At 72.3% G+C, this 23614-nt stretch carries 21 protein-coding genes, 1 pseudogene and 2 riboswitches; of the genes and pseudogenes, 19 read left to right on the forward strand and 3 right to left on the reverse strand.

Going from position 1 to position 23614, the window contains the following annotated elements; translation table 11 throughout:
• Positions 1–5: 5 nt before the first annotated feature.
• A complete protein-coding gene (gene aztB / locus K4G64_RS03580; RefSeq protein WP_221754538.1) occupies positions 6–902 on the reverse strand; it encodes a zinc ABC transporter permease AztB in 897 nt (298 codons plus the stop codon).
• Positions 903–1059: 157 nt separating this feature from the next.
• Here aztB and aztA point away from each other — a divergent pair, with 157 nt between their 5' ends.
• The 3 genes from aztA to K4G64_RS03595 all read left to right on the forward strand — a co-directional run bounded on the left by aztA (position 1060) and on the right by K4G64_RS03595 (position 3512).
• Entirely contained in the window at positions 1060–1659 is a 600-nt protein-coding gene (gene aztA / locus K4G64_RS03585) for a zinc ABC transporter ATP-binding protein AztA (RefSeq protein WP_260459950.1), read from the forward strand.
• Between the two features lie 93 nt (positions 1660–1752).
• Positions 1753–2778: a permease gene (locus K4G64_RS03590; protein ID WP_374206353.1), complete on the forward strand. Its 1026-nt coding sequence runs from the start codon at positions 1753–1755 to the stop codon at positions 2776–2778.
• A complete protein-coding gene (locus K4G64_RS03595) occupies positions 2775–3512 on the forward strand; it encodes a TIGR03943 family protein (protein ID WP_221754572.1) in 738 nt (245 codons plus the stop codon). The genes K4G64_RS03590 and K4G64_RS03595 overlap by 4 nt, the downstream gene beginning before the upstream one ends.
• Positions 3513–3866: 354 nt before the next feature.
• Here the strand turns inward: K4G64_RS03595 and K4G64_RS03600 are convergent, their stop codons facing one another.
• Positions 3867–4337 carry a GNAT family N-acetyltransferase gene (locus K4G64_RS03600; RefSeq protein ID WP_221754573.1) on the reverse strand — a complete coding sequence of 157 codons (471 nt, stop codon included), beginning with the start codon at positions 4335–4337 and terminating at the stop codon, positions 3867–3869.
• Between the two features lie 470 nt (positions 4338–4807).
• Between K4G64_RS03600 and K4G64_RS03605 the strand changes: the two genes are divergently transcribed.
• The 11 genes and pseudogenes from K4G64_RS03605 to K4G64_RS39810 form a co-directional block, all read left to right on the forward strand.
• Complete coding sequence (locus K4G64_RS03605) at positions 4808–6064, forward strand: ATP-grasp domain-containing protein (protein WP_221754540.1); 1257 nt, start codon at positions 4808–4810, stop codon at positions 6062–6064.
• Positions 6061–6909 carry a Rossmann-like domain-containing protein gene (locus K4G64_RS03610; protein ID WP_221754541.1) on the forward strand — a complete coding sequence of 283 codons (849 nt, stop codon included), beginning with the start codon at positions 6061–6063 and terminating at the stop codon, positions 6907–6909. Before K4G64_RS03605 ends, K4G64_RS03610 begins: the two co-directional genes overlap by 4 nt.
• Complete coding sequence (locus K4G64_RS03615) at positions 6906–7994, forward strand: PLP-dependent cysteine synthase family protein (protein WP_221754542.1); 1089 nt, start codon at positions 6906–6908, stop codon at positions 7992–7994. The genes K4G64_RS03610 and K4G64_RS03615 overlap by 4 nt, the downstream gene beginning before the upstream one ends.
• Positions 7991–9052 (forward strand): dipeptide epimerase, encoded by a 1062-nt coding sequence (locus K4G64_RS03620; RefSeq protein ID WP_221754543.1) that lies wholly within the window; start codon positions 7991–7993, stop codon positions 9050–9052. Before K4G64_RS03615 ends, K4G64_RS03620 begins: the two co-directional genes overlap by 4 nt.
• Complete coding sequence (locus K4G64_RS03625; RefSeq protein WP_221754544.1) at positions 9036–10298, forward strand: MFS transporter; 1263 nt, start codon at positions 9036–9038, stop codon at positions 10296–10298. Before K4G64_RS03620 ends, K4G64_RS03625 begins: the two co-directional genes overlap by 17 nt.
• Before the next feature lie 12 nt (positions 10299–10310).
• Positions 10311–11129, forward strand: a complete 819-nt coding sequence (locus K4G64_RS03630; RefSeq protein WP_260459951.1) for a bifunctional 2-polyprenyl-6-hydroxyphenol methylase/3-demethylubiquinol 3-O-methyltransferase UbiG — start codon at positions 10311–10313, stop codon at positions 11127–11129.
• 38 nt (positions 11130–11167) lie between these two features.
• Positions 11168–12772: an ABC transporter substrate-binding protein gene (locus K4G64_RS03635; RefSeq protein WP_221754545.1), complete on the forward strand. Its 1605-nt coding sequence runs from the start codon at positions 11168–11170 to the stop codon at positions 12770–12772.
• Positions 12769–13722 (forward strand): ABC transporter permease, encoded by a 954-nt coding sequence (locus K4G64_RS03640; RefSeq protein WP_221754546.1) that lies wholly within the window; start codon positions 12769–12771, stop codon positions 13720–13722. Before K4G64_RS03635 ends, K4G64_RS03640 begins: the two co-directional genes overlap by 4 nt.
• Complete coding sequence (locus tag K4G64_RS03645; protein ID WP_221754547.1) at positions 13719–14573, forward strand: ABC transporter permease; 855 nt, start codon at positions 13719–13721, stop codon at positions 14571–14573. The genes K4G64_RS03640 and K4G64_RS03645 overlap by 4 nt, the downstream gene beginning before the upstream one ends.
• Positions 14570–16147, forward strand: a complete 1578-nt coding sequence (locus K4G64_RS03650) for an ATP-binding cassette domain-containing protein (protein ID WP_308122208.1) — start codon at positions 14570–14572, stop codon at positions 16145–16147. Before K4G64_RS03645 ends, K4G64_RS03650 begins: the two co-directional genes overlap by 4 nt.
• Before the next feature lie 39 nt (positions 16148–16186).
• Positions 16187–16562: pseudogene (locus K4G64_RS39810) on the forward strand (GNAT family N-acetyltransferase); the annotation flags it as partial.
• A 138-nt stretch (positions 16563–16700) separates the two neighbouring features.
• Here K4G64_RS39810 and K4G64_RS03655 read toward each other — a convergent pair.
• Complete coding sequence (locus tag K4G64_RS03655) at positions 16701–17687, reverse strand: ferric reductase-like transmembrane domain-containing protein (protein ID WP_221754548.1); 987 nt, start codon at positions 17685–17687, stop codon at positions 16701–16703.
• A gap of 210 nt (positions 17688–17897) precedes the next feature.
• Positions 17898–18143, forward strand: a riboswitch (cobalamin riboswitch).
• Positions 18144–18270: 127 nt separating this feature from the next.
• On the opposite strand from K4G64_RS03655, the gene K4G64_RS03660 reads away from it, so the two are divergent.
• The 5 genes from K4G64_RS03660 to K4G64_RS03680 are packed head-to-tail and all read left to right on the forward strand — an operon-like array spanning position 18271 to position 23367.
• Positions 18271–19134 carry a hypothetical protein gene (locus K4G64_RS03660; RefSeq protein ID WP_221754549.1) on the forward strand — a complete coding sequence of 288 codons (864 nt, stop codon included), beginning with the start codon at positions 18271–18273 and terminating at the stop codon, positions 19132–19134.
• Entirely contained in the window at positions 19131–20153 is a 1023-nt protein-coding gene (locus K4G64_RS03665; RefSeq protein WP_221754550.1) for a cysteine synthase family protein, read from the forward strand. The genes K4G64_RS03660 and K4G64_RS03665 overlap by 4 nt, the downstream gene beginning before the upstream one ends.
• On the forward strand, positions 20150–21388 hold the full coding sequence (locus K4G64_RS03670) for an ATP-grasp domain-containing protein (RefSeq protein ID WP_221754551.1): 1239 nt from the start codon (positions 20150–20152) through the stop codon (positions 21386–21388). Before K4G64_RS03665 ends, K4G64_RS03670 begins: the two co-directional genes overlap by 4 nt.
• Positions 21381–22649, forward strand: a complete 1269-nt coding sequence (locus tag K4G64_RS03675; RefSeq protein ID WP_221754552.1) for an MFS transporter — start codon at positions 21381–21383, stop codon at positions 22647–22649. The genes K4G64_RS03670 and K4G64_RS03675 overlap by 8 nt, the downstream gene beginning before the upstream one ends.
• On the forward strand, positions 22618–23367 hold the full coding sequence (locus K4G64_RS03680; RefSeq protein WP_221754553.1) for a class I SAM-dependent methyltransferase: 750 nt from the start codon (positions 22618–22620) through the stop codon (positions 23365–23367). Before K4G64_RS03675 ends, K4G64_RS03680 begins: the two co-directional genes overlap by 32 nt.
• A 53-nt stretch (positions 23368–23420) precedes the next feature.
• Positions 23421–23602, forward strand: a riboswitch (cobalamin riboswitch).
• Positions 23603–23614: the final 12 nt, after the last annotated feature.

Below are 23614 nucleotides of genomic sequence, written 5' to 3' on the forward strand. Positions count from 1 at the left end.
TCGCCTCAGGTTTCGTTCGGTCGGGGCGTGGGGGCGCTCGGGGTCAAGGTGACCGCCGGGACGGGGAGGCGGGTACCGCGCGCACGGTGGCGGTGCCGGAATCCGGACGCCAGGTGGGACAGGAAGAAGAGACCGACCGCGAGGGCCGAGACGGTCGCCCCGGCCGCGGTGCTCAGGTGCCAGGACAGGAGCAGGCCGCCGAAGGTGGCGGCGGTGCCGAGGGCCGCGGCCAGGGCCATGACCCCGCTCACGCTGCGCGCCCAGGGCAGTGCGGCCGCAGGCGGAGCGATGAGCAGGCCGAGGACGAGGAGTGTTCCCACGATGTGGAACGAGGCGACGATGGCCAGCGCCAGCAGTCCCAGCAGCACGGCGTGGGCGAGCCGGGGGCGCAGACCCAGCGTCCTGGCCTTGCGCTCGTCGAACGCCAGCGCCAGGAAGGCCCGGTGCCCGAGCGCCGAGACGCCCAGCGCCAGCAGCAGGGCCGTCCCGAGAAGGGTCAGGTCATTCTCGCGCACGGCGAGGACGTCACCGAAGAGGAAGCCGGTGAGGTCCACCGCGAAGGACTGCGAGCGGGACACGATGATGACGCCGAGCGACAGCATGCCGACGAACAACAGGCCGATGCCGGTGTCCTGCGACAGCCTCGGGGTACGGCCGAGCGCCGTGACGCCCGCCGTCATGACGGCCGCGCTCACCACCGCCCCCACCAGCAGGTTGCCCCCGAGCAGCGAGGCGACCGCAACCCCCGGCAGCAGTCCGTGGGACATGGCGTCGCCGAGGAAGGCCATCCCTCTCAGCACCACCCACGTACCCGCGAGGGCACATATCGCCGACACCAGAATCCCGGCCCACAGGGCCCGTTGCACAAAGGCCACCTCGAAAGGGGCCGTCAACCACTCCATACGACGACCCTACAATGACAATCATGTTCAAAAAAACCTCTCGTCGCCGCCGGACGACGAGCCGAGGAACGAGCGCGTCCGGTTCCACAAGCTGAACGCCGGCTATCCAGGCCGACCCGTACTCCACCAACTCAGCGCGGACATAACGGGTTTGGCCATGACCGCACTCGTCGGACCGAATGGAAGCGGGAAGTCCACGCTGCTGGGCGTTCTGGCCGGAGTGATCACTGCCACATCCGGACAGCTCCGGTTCGCGGAGGGCTCACCACCGGCCTTCGTCCCGCAGCGCGGCGCCGTCGGCGACACGCTCCCCCTCACGGCGCGACAGACCGTGGAGATGGGCCGCTGGGGCGAGCGTGGACTGTGGCGGCGGCTGACCCGGCAGGACCGAGCCGTGGTCGACGACGCCATGGAACGGCTGGGCGTCGCCGACCTCGGCGCCCGCCAACTCGGCGAGTTGTCGGGCGGCCAGCGCCAGCGGGTCCTGATCGCGCAGGGCCTCGCCCAGCAGTCCGACCTGCTGCTCCTGGACGAGCCGACCACCGGGCTCGATCCCGAGGCACGGGATCGGATCACAGCCCTGCTGACCGACCTGGTGCACGACGGCACGACCGTCGTCCAGGCCACGCACGATCTCGAGGCCGCCCGCTCGGCCGACGCCTGTCTGCTCCTCAGTGACGGACGGCTGGTCGGACACGGCCCGCCCGAGCAGGTACTCACCCCTCAGGCACTGACCCGGATATGGCAGCCGGCGTGAAGCCCAGGACCGGGCGCAGGGCGCTCAGCGTGGCCTCACTAAGCTGGGCGGGCCGCCACCGCGCGGAGGTTGCCGAACGGTGAAGCGAGTGACGTGAGCGATCAGAAGTACGCCGGAGAGCGGGGCGGGCTGGCCGACGCCGTACGCCTGACCGCGCGGGTGGGGCTGAACGTCCTGCTCGGCGGGTTCGCGCTCCTCACCATCGTCACGGTCGCCGGCGTGCTTGGTCCGATGCTCGCCCTCGACCTCTACACGCCTCCCGTCGCGGCCTGGTGGACGGTCTTCACCGCCGTCGTCGTCCAGGGGGTGCCGTTCCTCCTGCTCGGTGCGCTGGTCTCCGCGGCCGTCGGCACGCTGGTCCCCGAACGGGTCTTCACCCGGTTGCTGCCGCGCAGCCCCGCTCTCTCGGTACCGATGGCGGGTGCCGCCGGGGTGGTGCTGCCCGGGTGTGAGTGCGCGTCCGTGCCGGTGGCCGGCAGTCTCATGCGGCGCGGAGTGGCACCGGCGGCCGCCCTCACCTTCCTGTTGTCCGCGCCCGCGGTCAACCCCGTGGTACTCGTCGCCACGTCCCTCGCCTTCCCCGGTGAACCGCTGATGGTGGTGGCCCGATTCGCCGCCTCGCTGGCCACTGCCGTGACCATGGGCTGGCTGTGGGCACGCTTCGGACGCCCGGAGTGGCTGAGGCTGCCGACGCGGCCCGCCACCGAGGCCGCGGGCTCGCGCGCGGGCGCCTTCGCGTCCGGGCTGCAGCACGACTTCCTGCACGCCGGCGGCTTCCTGGTGGTCGGGGCGGCCGCGGCGGCTACCTTCAACATCACCGTGCCACGCTCGTTGCTCGACGTCTTCACGGCATCCGCCTGGGTGTCGGTGCTGATTCTGGCGCTGCTCGCCGTGGTGCTGTGCGTGTGCAGCGAGGCGGACGCCTTCGTGGCGGCGTCGCTGAGCGGGTTCGGGCCGGTGGCCCAGTTGGCGTTCATGGTGGTGGGGCCGATGGTCGACTTGAAGCTCTTCGCCCTCCAGGCGGGCACGTTCGGGCGGGGCTTCGCCCTCCGGTTCTCGTCCGTCACCTGGGTGGCCGCGGTGACGGGCAGTGTCCTGGTGGGGTGGTGGCTGCTGTGAGAAAGTACGGTTCCGCCGCGCTGTTGCTGCTCGTCGGCGCCGCGGTACTGCGCGTCTCGCTCTTCAGCGACCTCTACCTCCGCTACGTACAGGCCGGGCTGCGGCCCTACTTGATCGCCTCCGGTGCGCTGCTGGCGCTGCTCGGTCTGGTACGGGGCGCCCTGACCGCGCGAGCGGCGCAGGAGGACTTCGCCGGCGCCGACGGGCACGGTCAGCGGGGCCACGGTCACACCCACACCGGCGCTCCTCGTGTCGCCTGGCTGCTCTCCCTGCCTGCCGTCGCCCTGCTCTGCTTCCCTCCCCCGGCGCTGGGTTCCTACAGTGCGGAACGGGAAGAGGCCAGGCGTGCCGAGGAGTTCGTCGGCACGTTCCCCGCACTGCCCGCAGGCGACCCGGTGGAGCTGAGCCTGGCCGAGTTCGGCTCCCGGGCCGCGTACGACAGCGGATACTCGCTGCGCGACCGCACCGTGCGCCTCATCGGTTTCGTCACCCGCGACGACGACGGCACCTGGTACGTGACCCGGCTGCGGGTGGCGTGCTGCGCGGCCGACGCGACGGCGGTCAAGGCGGAGATCCGTGGCGTACGGGCGCCGGAGGCAGACACCTGGGTGATGGTGACCGGCGTCTGGCACCCCAGGGGCCGGCTCGGCTCGGCGGCTGCGTGGCCTCCGGTGCTGGACGCCACGAAGGTCCGGCCGATCGCCGAGCCGGCGGACCCCTACGAGGAGCGTTGAGGCGTCGACGCCCGCCGCAGGGGCAGACCGTCCGTCCCTAACCGAGGGCCGCCTCGGCCCCCCGTCACCGGTGGTGCGGTGCGGGCCCGGGCCGGGTGCCACCGGCCGGGGGCATCCGTCACGCGTCGGCCGCCGCCCGGTGGCGGTACAGGGTCGTGGGCTCCGCGCTGAACTGGGTTGACCACCCCGATCAGGCAGACCTTCGCACCGGCCTCGATGTCCAGGAGTCCGACGATCGCCGCGTCCCGGGCGAGCGCGCGGGCCTCAAGGGCATCGTCGTCTTCCCCAGTTTCCGTCACCCGGCCCGCACGCCAGCCACGACACCCTTCCAGGCGGCGCTTCCAGCCAGTGCCGTCACATCGGGATCTCGAAGTGCACTGTGGCGACACCCGGTCCGTGTTCGCCGGTGGTGCGGGCGTCGAAGACTTCCTCGGCCAGGCTCCGCCAGAAGGGTTCCGTACCCTCGATGTCGACGTTGGTGTGGAGGTAGGTGCACTCGTAGCCGGGTGTTTCCGCGATGAAGTCGCAGGCCGCGTTGACCAACGCGCGGGCGAGCCCCCTGCGTCGGTGTTCGGGTCGCACGTAGACGCGGACCAGTTGGGCGGTGGTGTCCTCCGAGTAGCGTTCGGCCAGCCATCGCGGGTGCGGCGGATGGGCGGGACCGCCGGACCGAACGCCGGTCGTGGCGACCACCTCACCCTGATGGACGGCCACCAGCAGCAGATGTCTCGGGGCGTCGAGATACGTGCCCTTGATGTCCACCGTGTCGCGGTGCCACTGGGGTACGTATCCGTAGCCGAACTCCCGGTAGAAGGTGTCGAGCATGACGCGGCGCGCGCCGTCGACATCGGCCGGTGTCGCGGGACGCACGGTGTACTCGTGGTGCGCGGTCTGGGTCACTGAGGATTTCCTCCCTGTCCGGCATGGGCCGGGCACACGACGGCGTCGAGGGCGGGACCCGTGCACCGGCGCCCGGATTCCGCCACCCTAGCCAGATGAAAACAATTTTCAAAAACGTCGACAACACTCCATGGCGCCACCGGCCGCTTCATGGACATGCACGGCGGCACCTCGGCCACCCGCCACTCGGTCGTCGACCACGTCGCACGCGAGCCGCCACGCGCGGTACGGACGACTTCACGCGGTGTCTCCAAGTTCTTCCGCTCAGACACATGACAATGAAAATGATTATCGATAACGTGCTCAGGGCAAAGCCCGACGAGCCTCCTCGCGGAGGCACCGTCGGCCTGCCCTGACGTCTGAACCGCACGGCCTGAAAAGGGAAAAGGGGAGCTGTGGCTCATCTACTGGTGGTCGAGAGCTGGGTCGGATCCATGAGCAGGCTGCTGCCACTGGCGATACGGGAGGGCGGGCACCAGTTCACGTTCCTCACCCGCGACCTGCACCACTACCTGCGTTCGGCTCCCGAGGGCACGGCGCACCCACTGCTCGGTGCGCGCAACGTGATCACGGTCGACACCAACGACACCGATGCTCTGCTGCCGGAGGTCGAACGGTTGCACACGGTGCTCGGCTTCGACGGGGTGATCACGTCCTGCGACTACTACCTGTCGACAGTGGCGCGGATCGCCGACCGGCTGGGACTGCCGGGCCCGAGCGCCGAGGCGGTGGAGAACGCCTGCCGCAAGGACGCCACCCGTCGCGTCCTCGCCGACGCGGGACTGCCGGGGCCGCGCTTCGCCGTGCACGAGGAGTGGGCCGACATCGCGCGCGCCGCGCGGGAGATCGGCTATCCGCTGGTCGTCAAGCCGGTCGACCTGTGCGCGGGCATGTATGTGCGGCGCGTCGACGACGAGTCTCAACTTGCCGCTGCGGTTCGGGCGCTGGCCGACTTCCCGGTCAACGCGCGCGGGCAGCGGCGGGCACCCGCGGTGCTGCTGGAGGAGCTGCTGGACGGTCCCGAGGTGAGCGTCGAGACGGTGTCGCACGCGGGTGCGGTCCATGTGGTCGGGGTGACCGACAAGAGCGTCGGCGGGGCGCCCGCGTTCATCGAGACCGGACACATGTTCCCCGCCGCGCTGACGGGAGCCGATACCGAGGCCGCCGAGCAGACGGCGCTGGGTGCGCTCAAGGCGCTCGGGCTGGTGGACGGAGTCGTGGCACACACCGAGATCAAGCTGACCTCCGCCGGTCCACGCGTGGTCGAGGTCAACCCGCGGCCCGCGGGGAACCGCATCACCGAGCTGGTCCGCCACGTGACCGGCATCGACCTGGCCGCCGCCTTCGTGGAGGTCTCTCTCGGCCGCGAGCCCGACCTACGGCGCAGCGATACCGGGCTGCGCAGCGCGGCCATCGGCTTCCTGGTCCCGGAGTCCGCGGGCACGCTGGAAGCGCTGGACGGCAGCCGGTTGCGGGACGCGTCAGGTGTGCTGGAGGTACAGCTCGCCGAGCCCGGCCGGCAGGTGAAGGCGGCGGGCAGCAACAACGAATACCTCGGGCACGTCATGGCAGGTGACCCGGACGGCGTCGGCGCCCGCGACCGGGTCGAGGCCCTGCTCGCCGAGGTGCGCTCCGGACTGGTGATCCGATGACCTCCGCCATATCCGCCACGCGCGTCACGTCGTACGGCGAACTCGTGACCCGTGCCCGGGCCGGTGAACTCGGCCCGGACCCGGCCGGCCTGCGCATCGCCGTCGCCTTCACCACGCGGCAGGCCGTGCGGCACGACGGTCGCGGCACCGGCTACCGCAACGAGGTCCTCAGTCTGCGCCTCGCCGAGGCCGTCGGCAGTTGTGCGGTCGAGCCGGGTGCGTTGCCGGACAGCGCGGTGGAGGACTGTGCCGGCGCCGACGTGGCCCGGCTGCTGGAGCATCCGCTGCTGCCGGTGCGGGTGGCCGCGCTCGACGCCTACCTGATGCACGTCACCCCGCACACCCCGGTGTGCGGGGCGGACTCCGTCCCGCTGCCCGCCGGGACGTCGCTGGAGAAGTCCCGGGCGAGGGCCAGGGCGGTCGTCGAGCTGCTGGACCTGCCGCCGGGTGCGACCGTGCTCGTGGTCGGCGTGGTCAACTCCCTGCTGGAGGAGCTGCGTTCGCTCGGGATCGACTACGTCGCCTGCGACCTCAAGGGCGGGGTGACGGAGTGGGGCGAGCCGGTCGTCACCGACGCGCTCGCCGAGGCCGGGCGCTGCGACGCGCTGCTCGTGTCCGGGATGACGCTGGGCAACGGCACCTTCGAGCCGCTGCGGGAGCACGCGGCTCGGCACGGCAAGCAGCTGGTGATGTTCGCCCAGACCGGCAGTGCCGTGCTGCCCCGCTTCCTGGGCCACGGGGTGAGCGCGGTGTGCGCGGAGCCGTATCCCTTCTTCTGGCTGGACGGCGGCCCCGGCACCGTCCACCGCTACCGGGCCGGCCGTACCGGGGGAGGCGCCCGGTGACGACGACCGCCGTCCGGCCGACCGCCCGGCCGGAGCTGCTCACCCTCCTCGGCCGCACTCCCCTGGTCCGCATCACCGCCGGTCTGCCGGGACCTCATCCCGGTTTCTGGGCCAAGCTCGAAGGGCTCGCGGCGGGCGGCATGAAGGCGCGGGCCGCCGTGTCGATGCTCCTCGGTGCCCGTGAGCGCGGTGAACTGCGCCCCGGCGCCCCGGTGGTGGAGTCCACCTCCGGCACCCTCGGCATCGGGCTCGCCTTCGCCGGACAGGCCCTCGGCCATCCCGTCGTGCTGGTGGGTGACAGCGAACTGGAGCCGTCCATGAGGCAGTTGCTACGCGCCCATGGGGTGCGGCTGGAGCTGGTCGACCGCCCGGAGCCGCAGGGCGGCTGGCAGGCCGCGCGGCTCGCCCGGCTGCGCGAGCTGCTCGCTCTGCTGCCCGACGCCTACTGGCCCGACCAGTACAACAACCCCGACAACATCGCTGGTTACGCCTCACTCGCCGCCGAACTCGCCGGCCGGCTGGACCACTTGGACGTCCTGGTGTGCAGCGTCGGCACCGGCGGCCACAGTGCCGGGATCATCGGCCCGCTGCGGCGGCACTGGCCCGCGCTACGGCTGATCGGCGTCGACGCCACCGGCTCGACCATCTTCGGCCAGTCCGCCCGGCCCCGGCTGATGCGCGGTCTGGGGAGCAGCATCCATCCGCGCAACGTCGCCTACGACGCCTTCGACGAGGTCCACTGGGTCGGTCCGGCCGAGGCCGTGGACAGCTGCCGCCGTCTCGCACGCGGCAGCTTCGTCAGCGGCGGCTGGAGCACCGGGGCGGTCGCCCGTGTCGCCGCCTGGGCGGCCCGTGTCCACCCGGGCGCGGTGGTCGCCACCGTCTTCCCCGACGGCCCGCACCGCTATCTCGGCACGGTCTACGACGACGACTTCGCCGCCGCTCACGGCCTCGACCCGTCCGCCGCTGCCACCCGGCCCGTCGAGATCCCGCACCCGCGTGCGGCCGAGGCCACGGGCTGGGTGCGGTGCGCCCGCGTCACCGACCCGCTCAAGGACCTCACCCCTTCGGAAAGGAACCCGTGAAGGCCAGCCTGCGCACCGTACGTCTCGACCTCGCCGAGCCGCTGCGCATCTCCCGCTCCACCATGTCCGCCCGCGACGCCGTGTGGCTGGCCGTCGAACACGACGGGGTCAGCGGTCACGGCGAGGCGGTCACCAGCGTCTATTACGGTCTCGACGCCGAAACCCTGGAACGGCTCCTTGCGGCCGTGCGGACGGACCTCGTCCGCTTCCCCGGCCCGGAGAGCGCTCTGGAGGCCCTGCGGGCGGGCGAGTTGGCCGGTGCCGGTACGCCCCCGGCCGTGACCGCCGCCGTCGAGGCCGCGCTCCTCGACCTCGTCGGCAAGCGCGCGGGCAGCCCTGTCCACCGGCTCCTCGGAGCCGTGGAACCGCCGGTCGCCGCCACCGCCCGCACCATCGGCATCACCTCCCCCACCCACGCGGCGGCCGAGGCCCGCCGCCTCGCCGCGAGCGGCTTCGCGATCATCAAGGTCAAGGCGGGCGCACCCGATCCGGAGGAGGACGTGGAGCGCGTACGCGTCATCCGCGACGCCGCGCCCCGGGTCCGGCTGCTGCTCGACCCCAACGGCGCCTGGACCATGCAGCAGGCCGAGGCCCTGCTGCCCCGGTTCGCCGGCCTCGGCGTGGAGGCCGTCGAACAGCCCCTCGCGCCCGGCGACCCCGAGGCGCTGGGTGTCCTCGCCGAGCGCTCGCCGCTGCCCGTGATCGCCGACGAGGACGCCGTGACCCTTGAGGACGTCCGCCGACTGGCCGGACGCGTCCAGGGCGTCAACGTCAAGCTCGCCAAGTGCGGCGGGGTGCACGCGGCCCTGCGCATCGCCGAGGCCATCGAGGGCAGCGGCACGGAGCTGATGCTCGGCTGCCTGACCGCCAGCAGCCTCGGCCTCGCCCCCGCTGTCCACCTCGCCGACCGCGCCCGCTGGGCCGACCTCGACGGACACCTGCTGCTCGCGCACGACCCGTGGACCGGGATCGGCGGGGCCGACGGCTGCGTACGGGCAAGTGGCGCCCCCGGCCTGGGAGTCGAGCCGCGGGAGGTGAGCCGTGAAGACGTGGCATGAGATGCGGCGCTTCCCGCTCGCCGTTCGGCTCCTGCTGGTCAACCAGCTCGGCGTCAACACCGGCTTCTACCTCCTCATCCCCTACCTCGCCACCCACCTCACCGAGAACCTCGGCATGTCGGCCGCCGTCGTCGGCGTCGTGCTCGGTATCCGCAACCTCAGCCAGCAGGGCCTGTTCATCATCGGCGGCTCCGCCGCCGACCGGCTCGGCGCGCGGGGCGTCATCATCGCCGGCTGTGCCCTGCGCACCTTCGGGTTCGCGCTGTTCGCGCTCGGCGACAACCTGGCCGTGCTGCTCGCCGCGTCCGTGCTCAGTGGCCTCGCGGGCGCCCTGTTCAACCCCGCCGTGCGCGCCTACATCGCCCAGGAGGCGGCTGACCGGAAGGCCGAGGCGTTCGCCTTGTTCAACGTGTTCGCCACCAGCGGTGCGCTGATCGGCCCGCTGCTGGGCAGTGCGCTGCTGCTGGTGGACTTCCGTACGTCCGCGCTCACCGCCGCCGGGATCTTCGCTCTCCTCACCGTCGCCCAGGCCCTCGTGCTGCCCGCCCGACAAGTGGAACCGAGCAAGGGCACGGTGCTCGCGGACTGGCGTGAGGTCCTCGGCAACCGCGCCTTCCTCGCCTTCGCGCTCGCCATGGTCGGCATGTTCACCCTGGAGAACCAGCTCTACCTGCTGCTGCCCGACGGGGCCCGGCACGCCACCGGCTGGGAGGGCGCCGCAGGGCTCGTCTTCCTGGTGGGCACCCTGACCAACCTCGCCCTGCAGCTGCGCATCACACGCGCCCTCAAGGAGCGCGGGAACAGAGCCCGCTGGATCTCCACCGGGCTCGGTCTCATGGCGCTGGCGTTCCTGCCGCCCGCCCTGGTGGCCGACGGCCCCGGCGGCGCGGACGGCGTGGTGGACACCGCGCTGCGCTCCCTGCCCGTCCTGGCCGGTGCCCTGCTGCTCTACCTCGGCGTGATGATCGCCCAGCCGTTCGTCATGGAGCTCATCCCCGGCTTCGGCCGGCCCGAGCTGACCGGCACCTACTACGGGATCTTCTACGTCGTCTCCGGTATCGCCGCCGCCGTCGGCAACACCGTCGTCGGCTGGGCCATGGACACCGGCGGGCGGGGCGACGCGGCCTGGCTGCCCTGGGTGTGCTGCGCCCTGTTCGGGCTCGCCTCCGCGCTCGGCGTGGCCTGGCTGCACCGGCTCGGCTCGCTGCCGGAGGCGCCGAAGCCCGCCGCAGCGGCGACGGTCTGAGGAGGGGCCACCATGACCCGTGCGACCACCCCGCAGGACATGCGCAACCTGCTCACCGACAACCCCGGGCTGTACGAGGCCCGCTTCCCCGACCCCGACCGGCTCGCCGGACGCTGGACCGAGGACTGCCTGCAACGGCACAGCGCGGGCCCACGCGTCCTGGACATGGGCTGCGGCACCGGCCGTGATGCCGCCCACCTGCACTCCGCCGGCCGGACCGTCACCGGCGCCGACCTCTCCGAGACCATGCTCGCCCACGCCCGAAACCACCACCGCGGACCCGGCTACGTCCGCGCCGACCTGCACGACTTCGACCTGGGCCAGGGCGTGTTCGACGCCGTCGTGTGCCTGGACAGCGCCCTGCTGTACTGCCACACCAACGACCAGCTCGACGGCTTCCTCGCCTCCTGCCGGCACGCGCTCACGCCGGGCGGGCTGCTGGTTGCCGAGATGCGCAACGGCGCCTATTTCCTGGGCCGTACGGACCTGCTCGACACCCCCAGGGTCAACGCGTTCACCTGGCAGGGCACCGCCTACCGCTCCACCACGACGCTCACCGTGGACCGTACGGCCCAACTCCTGCGCCGGAGGCGGGTGTGGTCCGCGGACGACGGATCGGAGCCCGTCGAGCAGCGCTCCGCCTGGCGGCTGCTGTTCCCGCAGGAACTGCGCCACCTCCTTTCCGAACACGGCTTCGAGGTCCTCGAACTCCACGACGGACCAGGCCCCCGCACCGAGCCGCCCTGGCACGAGGGCCTGCTACCGGGCGAGACGGCGGACGCCGACCGACTGCACGTGGTCGCCCGCCTCACCGCGCCCGCCACCCCATGACGCCCCCCACGTCCAACAACACCGCGAGGAAAACCCGCATGCACAACGAACCCATCCACCACAGCCCCGCGCCCGACCGCTTCCCCGGCCTGCGCCGCCGCGGCTTCCTCGCCGCCACGGGCGCCGCCTCGCTCGGCACACTCGCCCTCGCCGGATGCGGCGGCTCCGGCTCCACCGACCGCGGCGAGGGCAAGGGCGACGGCACTCCCAAGCGGGGTGGGCGCCTGCGCGCCGCCTTCGCCGGAGGGGGTGCCAGCGAGACCCTCGACCCGCACCTGGCCAGCCTCTTCGCCGACGCCGCCCGCGCCAAGGCCCTCTTCGACAAGCTCGCCGACTACGGTGCCGACCTCTCCGCCCAGCCCCGCCTCGCCACCAAGTGGGAGCCGAACAAGACCCTGGACCGCTGGCAGGTCACCCTGCGCGAGGCCACCTTCCACGACGGCAGACCCGTCACCGCCAAGGACGTCCTCTACAGCTACCGCCGCATCGCCGACCCCAAGCAGGCGTTCCGCGCCAAGGCGTCCCTGGAGCCGATCGACCTCGACGCCAGCCGGGCCACCGGCGAGCGGTCGATCGAGTTCGTGCTCAAGCGGCCGACCGCCGAGTTCCCCAGCGTCCTGGCCGCGTTCGGCGCGTACATCGTCCCCGAGAACGCCACCGAGTTCGACAAGAAGCCCATCGGCTCCGGCCCGTTCCGGTTCGTCTCCTTCGCCCCCGGCCGCTCGGCCGTCTTCCGCCGCTACGACGACCACTGGGAAGGCGCCCCGCTCCTCGACGAGATCGAGTTCGTCGTCGCCAACGAGGAGTCGGCCCGCGTCAACGCCCTGCTCGGCGGACAGGTCGAGTACGCCCACGAGCTCAACCCCACCACCGCACGCGCCCATGAGGGCAAGGGGCAGATCGAGATCGTGCGGCTCCGTAACAGCGCCATGCAGGCGTTCTGCATGAAGACCGACCGTGCCCCCTTCGACGACAAGCGGGTGCGCCAGGCGTTCTTCCTCATCGCCGACCGCCAGGAACTCGTCGACGGTGCCCTGTCCGGCGCGGGTGTGATCGGCAACGACCTGTTCGGCAAGGGCTACGAGTACTACGCCGCCGGCCTGCCTCAGCGCGAGCAGGACCTCGACAAGGCGCGCGCCCTGCTGAAGCGGGCCGGCGCCGAGAATCTGAGGGTCACCCTCGACACCTCGCCTGTCGCCGCCGGGTTCACGGAATCCGCCAGCATCTTCCGTGACCAGGCGAAGAAGGCCGGCGTCACGATCGACGTGAAGGTGGGCAGCAAGGACTCCTACTGGAGCGACATCCTCGACGGCGGCACCCTGTCCTGCTACCGCTCCGGCGCCATGCCCATCGAGGCCCACATCTCCCAGCGCCTGCTCACCGACTCCACCACCAACGCCACCAAGTGGCAGCACAAGGACTTCGACGCCCTCTACCAGCAGGCGCAGTCCACCCGCGACAAGACCGAACGGACCGCCGTCTACGAGCGCATGCAGCGCCGCCTGTACGCCGAGGGCGGCTTCCTCATCTGGGGCTTCGCCGACTGGATCATCGGAACGGCCAAGACCGTGAAGGGGGTTGAGAACAAGGCACCCGCCAACACGCTCGACTGGGCCCGCTTCGACAAGGTCTGGCTCGCGTGAGCGGACTGCGTTCCTTCGTCGCCCGGCGGCTGCTCCTCGGCGCCGTGCAGACCGTGGCCGTCGTGCTGCTGGTCTTCGCGCTCACCGAGGCGCTGCCGGGCGACGCCGCGGTCGCCCTCGCCGGCGACCAGCCCGACCCGGCACGCATCGAGGCCATTCGCGAGGCCATGCACCTGGACCGGCCCGCGTACGAACGGCTGGCCGACTGGGCGACCGGGCTGCTCCACGGCGACCTCGGCACCTCCCTGACCTCCGGACGGCCCGTCAGCCAGTACATCGCCGACGGCTTCGGCCCCACCCTGCTGCTGGCCGCACTCACCATCGCTCTGCTCGTCCCGGCCGGGTTCGGTCTGGGCGTACTGGCCGCCCGCCACGAGGGAGGTCTCGTCGACCGGCTGATCAGTTCCGCGACGCTCGCCGTGTACGCCGTCCCCGAGTTCGCCCTCGGCGTGCTGCTGGTGACCGTCCTCGCCCTGAAGCTCGGCTGGCTGCCGCCGACGGCGGTGGGCTACGGCACCGACCTGCTCGGCCACCCGGCCGCTCTCGTCCTGCCGGTGCTGGTCCTGCTCGCCCGCCCGGTCTGCTCCCTGTCCCGCCTGGTGCGCGCCGGCATGATCGACGCGCTCGCCTCCCCGTACGCGGCACAGGCCCGCCGCTACGGCATCTCCGGCGCCCGCGTCCGCTACACCCACGCCCTGCCGAACGCCCTCGCCCCCGCCGCCCAGCAACTCGCCCGCACCATCGACTGGCTGCTGTCCGGCGTCATCGTCGTGGAGGCCCTCTACGTGATCCCCGGACTCGGCACCGTCCTGCTGGGCGCCGTCGCCGAACGCGACATACCCGTCGTCCAGGGCCTCGCCGTCGTCTTCGGCGTGCTCACCGTCGTCCTCAACCTCGGCGCCGACCTCGTCGCCCACCGCCTCGCGCCCCGGGCGGGGGTGGCCGCGTGAGGAACCCGCGTACGGGCCGCTTCGCCCTCGGCGTGACCGTCATCGCCGTACCCCTTGTCCTCGCCCTCCTGGGCCCCCTTTTCGCCGGTGATCCCGGCCCGCGCTCCGCGTCCTTCACCCTCGGCGACGGCCACTGGCTCGGCACCGACTTCGTCGGCCGCGACGTGTGGCGGCAGGTGCTGCACGGCGGCCGCCCGGTCGTGCTGACCGCCCTCGCCGCCACCGCCCTGTCCTACCTGGTCGCCCTCCCGGTCGGCCTGGTCAGCGCACTCACCCACCACCGCCGGCTGGAGGAGCTGCTGATGCGTCCGCTGGACGTGCTGCTCGCCGTCCCGTCGCTGCTGCTGATCCTGCTGGCCGCCACGGTGTTCTCCCCCGGCACCGTCGGCCTGGCCTTCCTGGTGGCGCTGGTCAACGTGCCCGACGCGGCCCGCATCGTGCGCGCCGCCGCCGCGGAGGTGGCCGCCCGTCCCGCGGTCGAGGCACTGCGCATGCAGGGCGAGACGTGGTGGCGCATGGCCGTCGGCTACGTCGGCCGTTCCATGCTGCGCACCCTGGCCGCAGACGCCGGCACCCGGCTGACCGGCGTGCTCTACCTGGTCGCCACGGCCGCGTTCCTCGGCGTCGGTGTCGCACCGGACGCCGCCGACTGGGCGGTGATGGTGGACCAGGGCCGCACCGGCCTGTTCGTCCAGCCGTGGGCCGTGGTCGTCCCCGCGCTGCTGATCGTCGCCCTGACGATGGGCACCAACCTCCTGTTCGACGCCGCGCTGGACAAGAGCGGCAGGCGAGACGCCCTCGCCCGAACCGTGACGCTCCGGCGCCGGCCTGAGAAGGAAGCACGCCCGTGAGCCACGAGTACGACACCACCACCGAGCCCGTGGCCGAGATCCGCGGCCTGCGCGTCGAGATCGACGGCCACGCGATCGTCGACGGAGTCAGCCTCCAGGCCCTGCCCGGCAAGGTCACCGCCCTGGTCGGCGCCTCCGGCAGCGGCAAGACCACCACCGGCCTGGCCCTGCTCGGCGAGTACCCGCCCGGCGCCCGCGTCACCGGCGACGTACGCCTGGCGGCCGACGGCCAGGTCGGCTACATCCCCCAGCACCCGGCGGCCGTCCTCAACCCCGCCCGCCGCATCACCGCCCTCCTCACCGACATCGCCCGCGCCCAGATACGCCACCTGCCCCGCGGCCGGCGTCGAGCAGCCGCCCGTGAACGCGTCCTGCATGCCCTCGCCGAGGCCCAGCTCCAAGACGCCGAGGCACTGCTGCGCCGCTACCCGCACCAGCTCTCCGGAGGCCAGCAGCAACGCGTCGTCCTCGCCCAGGCACTCCTGCTCGGCGCCCGCGTCATCGTCGCGGACGAACCCACCACCGGCCAGGACGCCCTGACCAAGAGCCGCATCGTCGACCAGCTGGCCGCCGTCGCGGCCCGCGGTATCGCCGTAGTCCTGCTCAGCCACGACCTCGACGTCGTACGAGCCCTCGCCGACGACGTTCTCGTCATGCGGGCCGGCCGAGTGGTGGAGTCGGGCCCGGCGCAGCGCCTGTGGCTCGCCCCCCGGCATGAATGGACCCGCGAACTGCTCGACCAGCAGCCATCGTTCACCGAGTCCGACACCACGGCCGACTACGCACCCGCAGAGCCCGTCCTGCGCATACGCGACCTCACCGCCCGCCACCACGACGGGGCGCGCGGCAGGACCGTGGTACTGCGCACCCCCGAACTCGACCTGCACCCCGGCGAATGCCTGGCCGTCGTCGGCCGATCCGGCAGCGGCAAGACCACCCTCGCCCGCTGCCTGGCCGGACTCCACCGCGACCACGACGGACGCATCCTCCTCGACGACATCACCCTGCCGCGCAGCCTGCGCGACCGCAGCCGCGCCCAACTGGCCGCCGTGCAGTACGTGTTCCAGGACGCCCGCGCCGCGTTCGACGAGCACCGCCCCGTGCTGCACCAGGTCGCCCGCACCGCGATCCGGCTGCGCGGCGCGGACCACCACTCAGCCGAGACCGAGGCCCTGGCCACCCTCACCCGGCTCGGCCTCCCACCGGACCTGGTGCACCGACGCCCCGGGCAACTGTCCGGCGGCGAACTCCAACGGGCCGCCCTCGCCCGCGCCCTCCTCGCCCGGCCCCGCGTCCTCATCTGCGACGAGATCACCTCCGGCCTGGACACGGTCACCCGCCGCGGCATCCTGGACACCCTCACCGCACTGCTCCGCGACCGCGACGACCTGTCCCTGATCCTGATCACCCACGACCTGGACACCGCGGTCCTGGCCCACCGCATCGCCGTCCTGGACGCCGGCGAACTCGTCGAACAGGGCCCGGCCCGGCGCGTCCTCACCGAGCCGAGCCACCCCTTCACCGTCTCGCTCATGGAGACAACGGCACGTCTGGGGGCGGGAACGGGACGCTGACACCGTGCGTACAACAGCAACGATCACGCCCGGGAAGCACTCCTGGGCTTCGCCGGCGGGTGGACAACGCCCTCGCCCTTCCCCACGGACCGCTGCTCTCCGCAGGCCGCCGCGGGCCTCGGCTCCAGGCGGGCCGAGGACTGGCTGTGCGGCGCCTTCGAGGTGGACGAACTCGCCGTGCGGCCCCGCGCGCACGGCAGGGGGCTCGCCGGAAGGCTGCTGGACGCGGTCACCCAGGGGTGCCCAGGGGGGCCGCTCCTGGCTGCTCACCTCCGCCCAGGCGCCCTGGGCCATGGCCTTCTACCATCGGCAGGGCTGGCCCCAGGCCACCCACCCGTGCCCCGACGGCAAGGCCGTCATCGTCTTCCTCGGCCCTCGCCACCCTGCCCGCGGACTCGTCCCGCTACCGCTCTGAGCCGTCCAGGCAGACGGCGATGCGACAGGCACCTCGGCGCCGGACGCCCTCTCGTCCCGCCTCGACCAAGCCGTCACGGTACCTCTCCGGGAGATTCGCCCCGGGGTTCCCCGCCGCTCCCGGATGTGCGGCCGTGGATCACTCGGGCTCGTGCGCGTGCGGACTCGTCGCGGGCGGCTCGGCCGGGCGTTCCCGGCCACCGTCGCGGCCGGACGCCACCACGAGGACGAGGCCCACCACGACGGCGCCCGCGGCCACCCGGCCGACGGCCCGGACCGTCCAGCCCGGCCATGTCACGCCCCCGCGCCGAGGTGCGCCCAGTCGCTCGGCGCGCCGGGCGGGACGCAGCAGTCGGGCCATCAGCAGCGCCGCGACGGGGAGTTGCAGCAGCCACAGCACGGTGCGCGGCCACTCGCCGTACCAGACGTTGGTGCCGTACAGCAGGGTGTGCCACACGCTCAGCACGTACACGACGACGACGAAGCGGTGCAGCCGGCGCCAGGTGTTGGCACCGATGCGGTGCCGGACGTAGAACAACAGGCCCAGGGGGATGGCCAGATACAGAGCGCCCTGCCCCAGCGGGATGGCGATCCGGCCGGTGCCGGAGTCGTACCAGCCGGGCACGAACGTGTCGGCGAACCCCGCCCACAACCGCTCGGCCCACGACAACTGCCCCTCGTAGCGAACGAGTTCGGCAGCGAACATCAGCGCGTGCGCGAACATCAGGGCCATCGTGGTGAGGCTCGTGGTGCGGTGCCAGCGTTCCAGCACCTGCCGGGACACCGGCAGCCGGACGGGGCGTGGCCCCGAAAGCAGCAGACCGAGCATGACCGTGCCCCAGGCCCACAGCAGGCCCGACCAGCCGAACGCCTGGCTGAGCAGGTACATCCAGTACGTGCCCGCGTCGTCCATGAACGGCATGACCGCGACCGTCACCGAGTCACCCGACTGCATGCGGGCGTACAGGAACCCGAAGACCCCGACCGTGACCAGGACGGCGGCGCCCGCGTCGGGGAGCGCGGCGCGCAGGTCGGCGCGCAGGTCGACGCGTTCGGGTGGACGCTTGTCACGGGTGGGCGGCGGGGCCGTCGAGTCGTCGTCCTCCGGGGTCGTCTCCGGCAGCATCCTGGTCCTTCCCGGCGTGATCCTCCGAAGGGAGGAGCGGGTCACGTCGACGTACCAGTGTGGCGGGGGTTGCCGGAGAGACGGAGGGGCGCATTCGGCCAGACCGCCGTCCGGAGCGGACGGGGTGCCGCCGGGCCCGACGCGCCACGCGACCGATCGCATCCGGACAACTGACGCTGCGCCCTCTGCCGCGGCGGCGTGAGCCAGCCTACGCTGATGTCCGCAGTCGGTTCGAGCCTCCTGCCCGTCCGGGTCAGGTGGCACGACGCAAGAGGGAACCCGGTGGGAATCCGGGACTGTCCCGCAGCGGTGAGTGGGAACGAAAGCCGTCAACAGCACTGGGCCCGAGTCGGTTGGGGTCCGGGAAGCGACGGCCGGTAGGTGCCCGCCGGTGACCGGTGTCCCCGGTGAGCGAGCCCACGAGTCCGAAGACCTGCCCACTGCGCCCGTACGTGCTGTGCGGGCTGTGCACGGTGACCTCGAGGACTGGGTCGGCGGTACGGACGGGATACCCGCGGGGCACGCCCCCGCACGGTGCCTTCTCCCCGGTCGCATTCCAGGACGCGGACAGGAGGAGGGGTTCGTGACGGGCCGTACCGTCTCCGGTGTCTGCCACGGCACCCTGGGTGAGCTGTACCAGGGACCGCTGCGGGCAGGCCCCGATCCCGACATCGCCGTCGTGTCGTTCCCGGTGGACCGCCACTCCTGGGTGCACTTCACCCACGGGACGGATCCGCCGGACCCGCCGCCGCTCGGGGAGAAGGCCGCGCTCGCGGCCCGGCTCTTCCTGAAGCACTTCGGCCTCACGCTGCCACCGGGCCGTTGGAGCGCCCACTCCGATCTGCGGACGGGCGTGGGGATGGCGAGTTCGACCGCCGACATCGTGGCGGCCCTGCGCTGCCTGTTTAGGCTCTTCGCCCTGCCGTACGACGCGGACCTGGTCCTCGGCGTCCTCGCGGCGATCGAGCGCGCCGACAGCGTCTTCCTCGACGAGTTCGCGCTGTACCTCAGCGGCCGGCACCGGGTGGTGCGGCGTCTGGGCACGGACATCGGCTTCCACACCGCGTACGTCACCGAGCCCGGGACGGTGGACACCGCCGCCGTCACCGACCTGCTGCTGGCGCACTACCGGCGGCACGGGGAGGAGTACCAACGGTGCCTGACCGACTTGCTGAAGGGTTTCGCCTCCGGCGATCCGGCCGCCGTCGCACGGGCGGCCACCACCAGCGCCGCCTTGTCCCAACGGGTGCTGCCCAAGGCGGTGTTCGACCGCATGCTCGCCCACCAGGAGCGGTTCGGCGCCGACGGCGTCTTCGTTGCCCACACGGGCTGCCTGATCGGCTATCTCTTCCCCGGCCGCCCCGACGCCGACCTGAAGTCCGACCTGTCCGCCTTCTTCCACTCGCTCGGCCACCAGTGTTCCTTCGCCCGAGGAGGCTATGGGTGACCCACCCCCACATCGCCGACGCCCTGAAGGTCCCCGATCTCGTCCGGCTCACCGACGGCCTCGTCCTGGTCCGGTTCGAGTCGATGAAGATCTACTCGGCGCTCGCCGCCGTCCGCCACCTGCTGGAGCGCGGCACGATCCGCCCCGGACAGACCCTGATCGACAGCTCCAGCGGCATCTACGCCTATGCCCTGGCGCTGGCCTGTCACCGCTACGGCATGCGCTGCCACATCGTCGCGTCCACCACCGTCGACACCACCACCCGCGCCCAACTGGAGATCCTCGGCACCACCGTGGAACAGGTCAGACCCTCCAAGAACCTCAAGCTGGACCAGGAGTTACGGGTGCGGCGGGTGAAGGAGCTCCTCGCCGGCCGTCCCGACTGGCACTGGATGCGCCAGTACCACGACGACGTCCACTACCTCGGCTACCACGAGGTCGCCGACCTGATCACGGCCGCGTTCCCCCGGGCCGCGCTGACCGTCGTCGGAGGAGTCGGCTCCGGAGCCTCCACGGGCGGCCTCGTGGAGCGCCTGCGCGTCACCGACCCCTCGGTCCGGCTGGTCGGCGTCCAGCCCTTCGGCAGCGTCACCTTCGGCAGCCAGGAGCACCACGACCCGGAGGCGATCATCGCCGGCATCGGCTCGTCGATCGTCTTCGACAACGTCCGCCACCATCTCTACGACGCCGTGCACTGGCTGGACTTCACCCACGCCATGTCCGGCACGGTCGCCCTGCTGCGCGACCACGCCGTCTTCGCCGGACTCTCCACCGGAGCCGGATACCTGACCGCCACGTACGAGGCCCGGCGCCATCCCGACCGGCTGCACCTGGTGATCGGCGCCGACACCGGACACCGCTACGTCGAACGCGTCTTCGCCCGGCACACCGAAGCTCTGGACCCCGCCGCGCTGAAACCGGCCGAGGTCTCCGCCCCCGAGGAGATGAGCATGCCCTGGTCCCGGATGGAGTGGCGGCGCACCGCCTGCCCGGACGACTGGAAGGAGCGGGCCGCATGACCGTCGCCTGCCTGGAGTCACTCACCTTCGGCCTCGGACACCTGGTGCGCGCCGCCGACGCACTCGGCGAACGGCTCACCCTGCTCACCCGCGACCGCGCCTATTACGCCTACGAGTTGGAGAGACTTCCGCCGGACGCCCTCGATGTCGTCGTCACCGACACCTTCGACGTGGAGGGGCTCACGGATCTGCTGCGCCGGACACCCCGGCTGCGCGGCCTGATCAGCTCCACCGACACCTGGACCCTGGCCGGCGCCGAACTCGCCGACCGCCTCGGCCTGCCCGGCCTCGATCCGGCCGTACTGCGGCTGACCCGGGACAAGGCGGCCGTGCGCAACCGGCTGCACGACGCCGGCCTGACGCGCGGGCGCGCCCTGGAGGCGAACGGGGCGGAACCGAGGGACGTGCTGCTCAAGGAGGTGGGGTTGCCCGCCGTTCTTAAGGACACCGCGGGTACCGGCAGTCAGAACGTCTGGCTGGTCCGCGACGAGGCGGAACTGGACGCGGCCCTGGCCGAGGCGCCCGGGCGGCAGCTGAAAGGGCGGCTGTTCGCCGAGCCGTACTTCAGCGGGCCGGTGTACAGCGCCGAGACCCTCACCTGGGCCGGCCGGACCCGGCTGCTGGGCGTCTCCAGCAGGCTGATGTCACCGGAGCCGTACTTCCGGGAGGAGATCACCGCGTTCCCCGTGGCCTTCCCCGAGGCGCGGCGGGCCGTGCTGGAGCGGTGGCTCGGTGACGTGCTCGCGGCAATCGGCTACACCGACCGCTTCGCGCACGTGGAGTTCGTCCTGACCACCGGCGGGCCGGAGGTCGTCGAGGTCAACCCCCGGATCGGAGGCGCCCTGATCGGGGAGGGCATGTGCCGGGCGCTCGGCGTCAACGTCTACGAGGCGATGATCGAGGCCGCCCTCGGGCGCCGTCCCCGCCTCATGGACGCGGACCTGCCCGGCGCTCCGGCGGTCGCGTTCGTCCTGGGCTACCCGGCCGCACCCGGAGTGTTCACCGGCGTCGCCGGGCTCGACCGCCTGGCGGACATGCCGGGCTCACCGGCCTGGTACCCGGTGAGATCCGTCGGCGACCCCGTCGAGCACCTGGCCGACAGCCGCGGTTACGCGGGCATCGTCTACGCGGAAGCCGAGACCGCGGAACTGGCCACGCACCACGCGGTGGCCGCCGCCAACGCCGTACGGGTGCTCACGGAGCCGTTCCCCGGGACCGGGGACGCCGGTGGCTGACCACGCACCGGGCGGCACCGGCCTGCGGGCCGCGCTGTCCACGCTCGACGGCCCGCCGCGTTTCCTGCTGCTCAGCTCGTTCCTGATCCCGCTCGGCAGCTTCATGGTGCTGCCGTTCATGTCGGTGTTCCTGCACGAACGGCTCGGGATGGGGCTCGGCACGGTCGGCATCGTCCTGGCCGTGGCGTCCCTCGTGCAGTTCTCCGGAGGGATCGCGGGCGGGGCCCTGGCGGACCGCATCGGGCTGCGCCGCACGATGCTGTGGGCCCTGATCATCCGCACGGCCGGATTCGTGGGCCTCCTGCTCGCCCTGCGCTGGCCGCCCCTGGCCGTCGGGGCGCTCGTCCTGACGTGCTGCGGCGCCGCGCTGTACCTGCCGGCCAACAAGGCGTACCTCGTGCACGGAGTGGACGACGAACGCCGTCCCGCCTTCCTGTCGGCGGGGAACGCGGCGCTCAACGCGGGGATGGCGGTGGGACCGCTGATCGCGGGGCCGTTCGTACTGTCCTCCCCCGGCTGGCTGTTCGTCGCCGTCACGGCGCTGTTCGTCCTGGTCACGGCGGGCCACGCCCGGCTCCCCGACACCAAGGGCGAGCGGGAACGGGGGCCGGAGACAGGAGGGCGGGGTCTGCTCACCGGGCCGGCGGTGCTGCCGTTCGCCGCCAACGCGCTCGCCTTCTACCTCTACTTCCACTTCCAGCACTTCCTGGCGGTGTACGCCGTCGAGCGGGCGTCCAGCGCCTTCTACAGCCTGGTCCTGCTGCTCTGCTTCACCCTGGTCATCGTCGTCCAGCCCCTCGCGTCCGGCCTGATCCGGCGCATGCCCTACGCGACGGCCCTCGCGGTCGGCTTCACGGGCCTGGCGGCCGGGCTCGCGGTACTGGCGATCGGCACCCGGCCTGCCCTGCTGGCGGGCGGGGCCCTGATCACCCTGGGCGACATCGTCCTGTTCCTGAAGAACGACCTGGAGGCCCTGCGCCGCAGCCCGCGCTCGGACGCCGTCGTCTTCGGGCGGCAGCGGCTGGCCGCGGGACTCGGCGCCTGCGCCAGCGGAGTACTGGGCGGGCAACTCTACGGACTCACCGAACACGCCGGGCACGCGGGCTGGTTCTGGCTGCTGGCCGCGGCGCAGTGCCTGGTGCTGCCGCCGCTGCTCCTGGCACTGCGCACCCGCAAGGCGCGACACCCTCACCCCCGCACCCACCACGACGAAGGAGCACTGAGAGCGCATGACACGGACGGGCGGGTTCCAGGACGATGACTTCTGGACCGAGTTCCACGACTTCCTCTTCTCCGAGCAGCGCCACGCGCAGGCCGAGGAACTGCTCGGCACCTCTCCCCTGCTGGCCTTCCCCGCCGGGGCCCGGGTGCTGGACCTGTGCTGCGGCCCCGGTGTGTTCACGGTTCCGCTCGCCCGCCGCGGCCACCACGTCACCGGGGTCGACCTGAGCCCCGCCATGCTGGACCGGGCACGCAAGCGGTCGGCCGACGCGGGCGTCCAGGTCACGTACGTGCGGGCCGACGCCCGCGCGTACGAGGCACCGGGCGCCTTCGACGTCGTCCTCAACATGTTCACCTCGTTCGGCTACTTCGAGGACCCGGCCGACAACGCCCGTGTCCTGCGCACCATGCACACCTGCCTGGCCCCCGGCGGCACCCTCGTCCTGGACCTGGCCGGCAAGGAGCTGCTGGCCCGCAAGGTCACTCCGCCGAAGGTGGTGCGGCGGGGCGAGGACCTGATGGTGCAGACCGACACCGTGCTGGACGACTGGGCGCGGCTGCGCAGCGACTGGGTCCTGGTCCGGGGCGAGCGGGTGACACGCGCCACTTTGGTGTGGTTCGTGTACAGCGCGGTCGAGCTGCGGCGGATGGTGGAGGAGGCGGGCTTCGGCCCGGTGGAGATCTTCGGCGGTTTCGATGGCCGCCCCTACGACGAGAACGCCGAGCGGCTGGTGGTGCGGGCGGTACGCGGGGCGTGAGATCCGGCGGGGGCGCTCGGACGGTTCCGCACGCCCTGTTGGCCACTTCTCGGCAGACCGTAGTATCAGCGGGTCATCACCGCGACGGGAGACAGGAAGCCGGTGCGAATCCGGCACGGTCCCGCCACTGTGACCGGGGAGTGCACCCTTCGAAACGCCACTGCGCGCCGCGCGGGAAGGCAGGGGGAGCGTCGATCCGGGAGTCAGGACACTGGCCTGTCGCGGGCCCGTTCCGAGGAGCGCGGAC

The sequence above is a fragment of the Streptomyces sp. WAC04114 genome (genome assembly GCF_019733245.1).
Taxonomy (GTDB): Bacteria; Actinomycetota; Actinomycetes; order Streptomycetales; family Streptomycetaceae; genus Streptomyces; species Streptomyces massasporeus_A.

Excerpts from the sequence above, each read along its gene's own strand:
- aztB (WP_221754538.1), bottom strand. The coding sequence starts at position 902 with ATGGAGTGGTTGACGGCCCCTTTCGAGGTGGCCTTTGTGCAACGGGCC.
- aztA (WP_260459950.1), top strand. The coding sequence starts at position 1,060 with ATGACCGCACTCGTCGGACCGAATGGAAGCGGGAAGTCCACGCTGCTG.
- K4G64_RS03600 (WP_221754573.1), bottom strand. The coding sequence starts at position 4,337 with ATGCTCGACACCTTCTACCGGGAGTTCGGCTACGGATACGTACCCCAG.
- K4G64_RS03610 (WP_221754541.1), top strand. The coding sequence starts at position 6,061 with ATGACCTCCGCCATATCCGCCACGCGCGTCACGTCGTACGGCGAACTC.
- K4G64_RS03630 (WP_260459951.1), top strand. The coding sequence starts at position 10,311 with ATGACCCGTGCGACCACCCCGCAGGACATGCGCAACCTGCTCACCGAC.
- K4G64_RS03635 (WP_221754545.1), top strand. The coding sequence starts at position 11,168 with ATGCACAACGAACCCATCCACCACAGCCCCGCGCCCGACCGCTTCCCC.
- K4G64_RS03655 (WP_221754548.1), bottom strand. The coding sequence starts at position 17,687 with ATGCTGCCGGAGACGACCCCGGAGGACGACGACTCGACGGCCCCGCCG.
- K4G64_RS03670 (WP_221754551.1), top strand. The coding sequence starts at position 20,150 with ATGACCGTCGCCTGCCTGGAGTCACTCACCTTCGGCCTCGGACACCTG.
- K4G64_RS03680 (WP_221754553.1), top strand. The coding sequence starts at position 22,618 with ATGACACGGACGGGCGGGTTCCAGGACGATGACTTCTGGACCGAGTTC.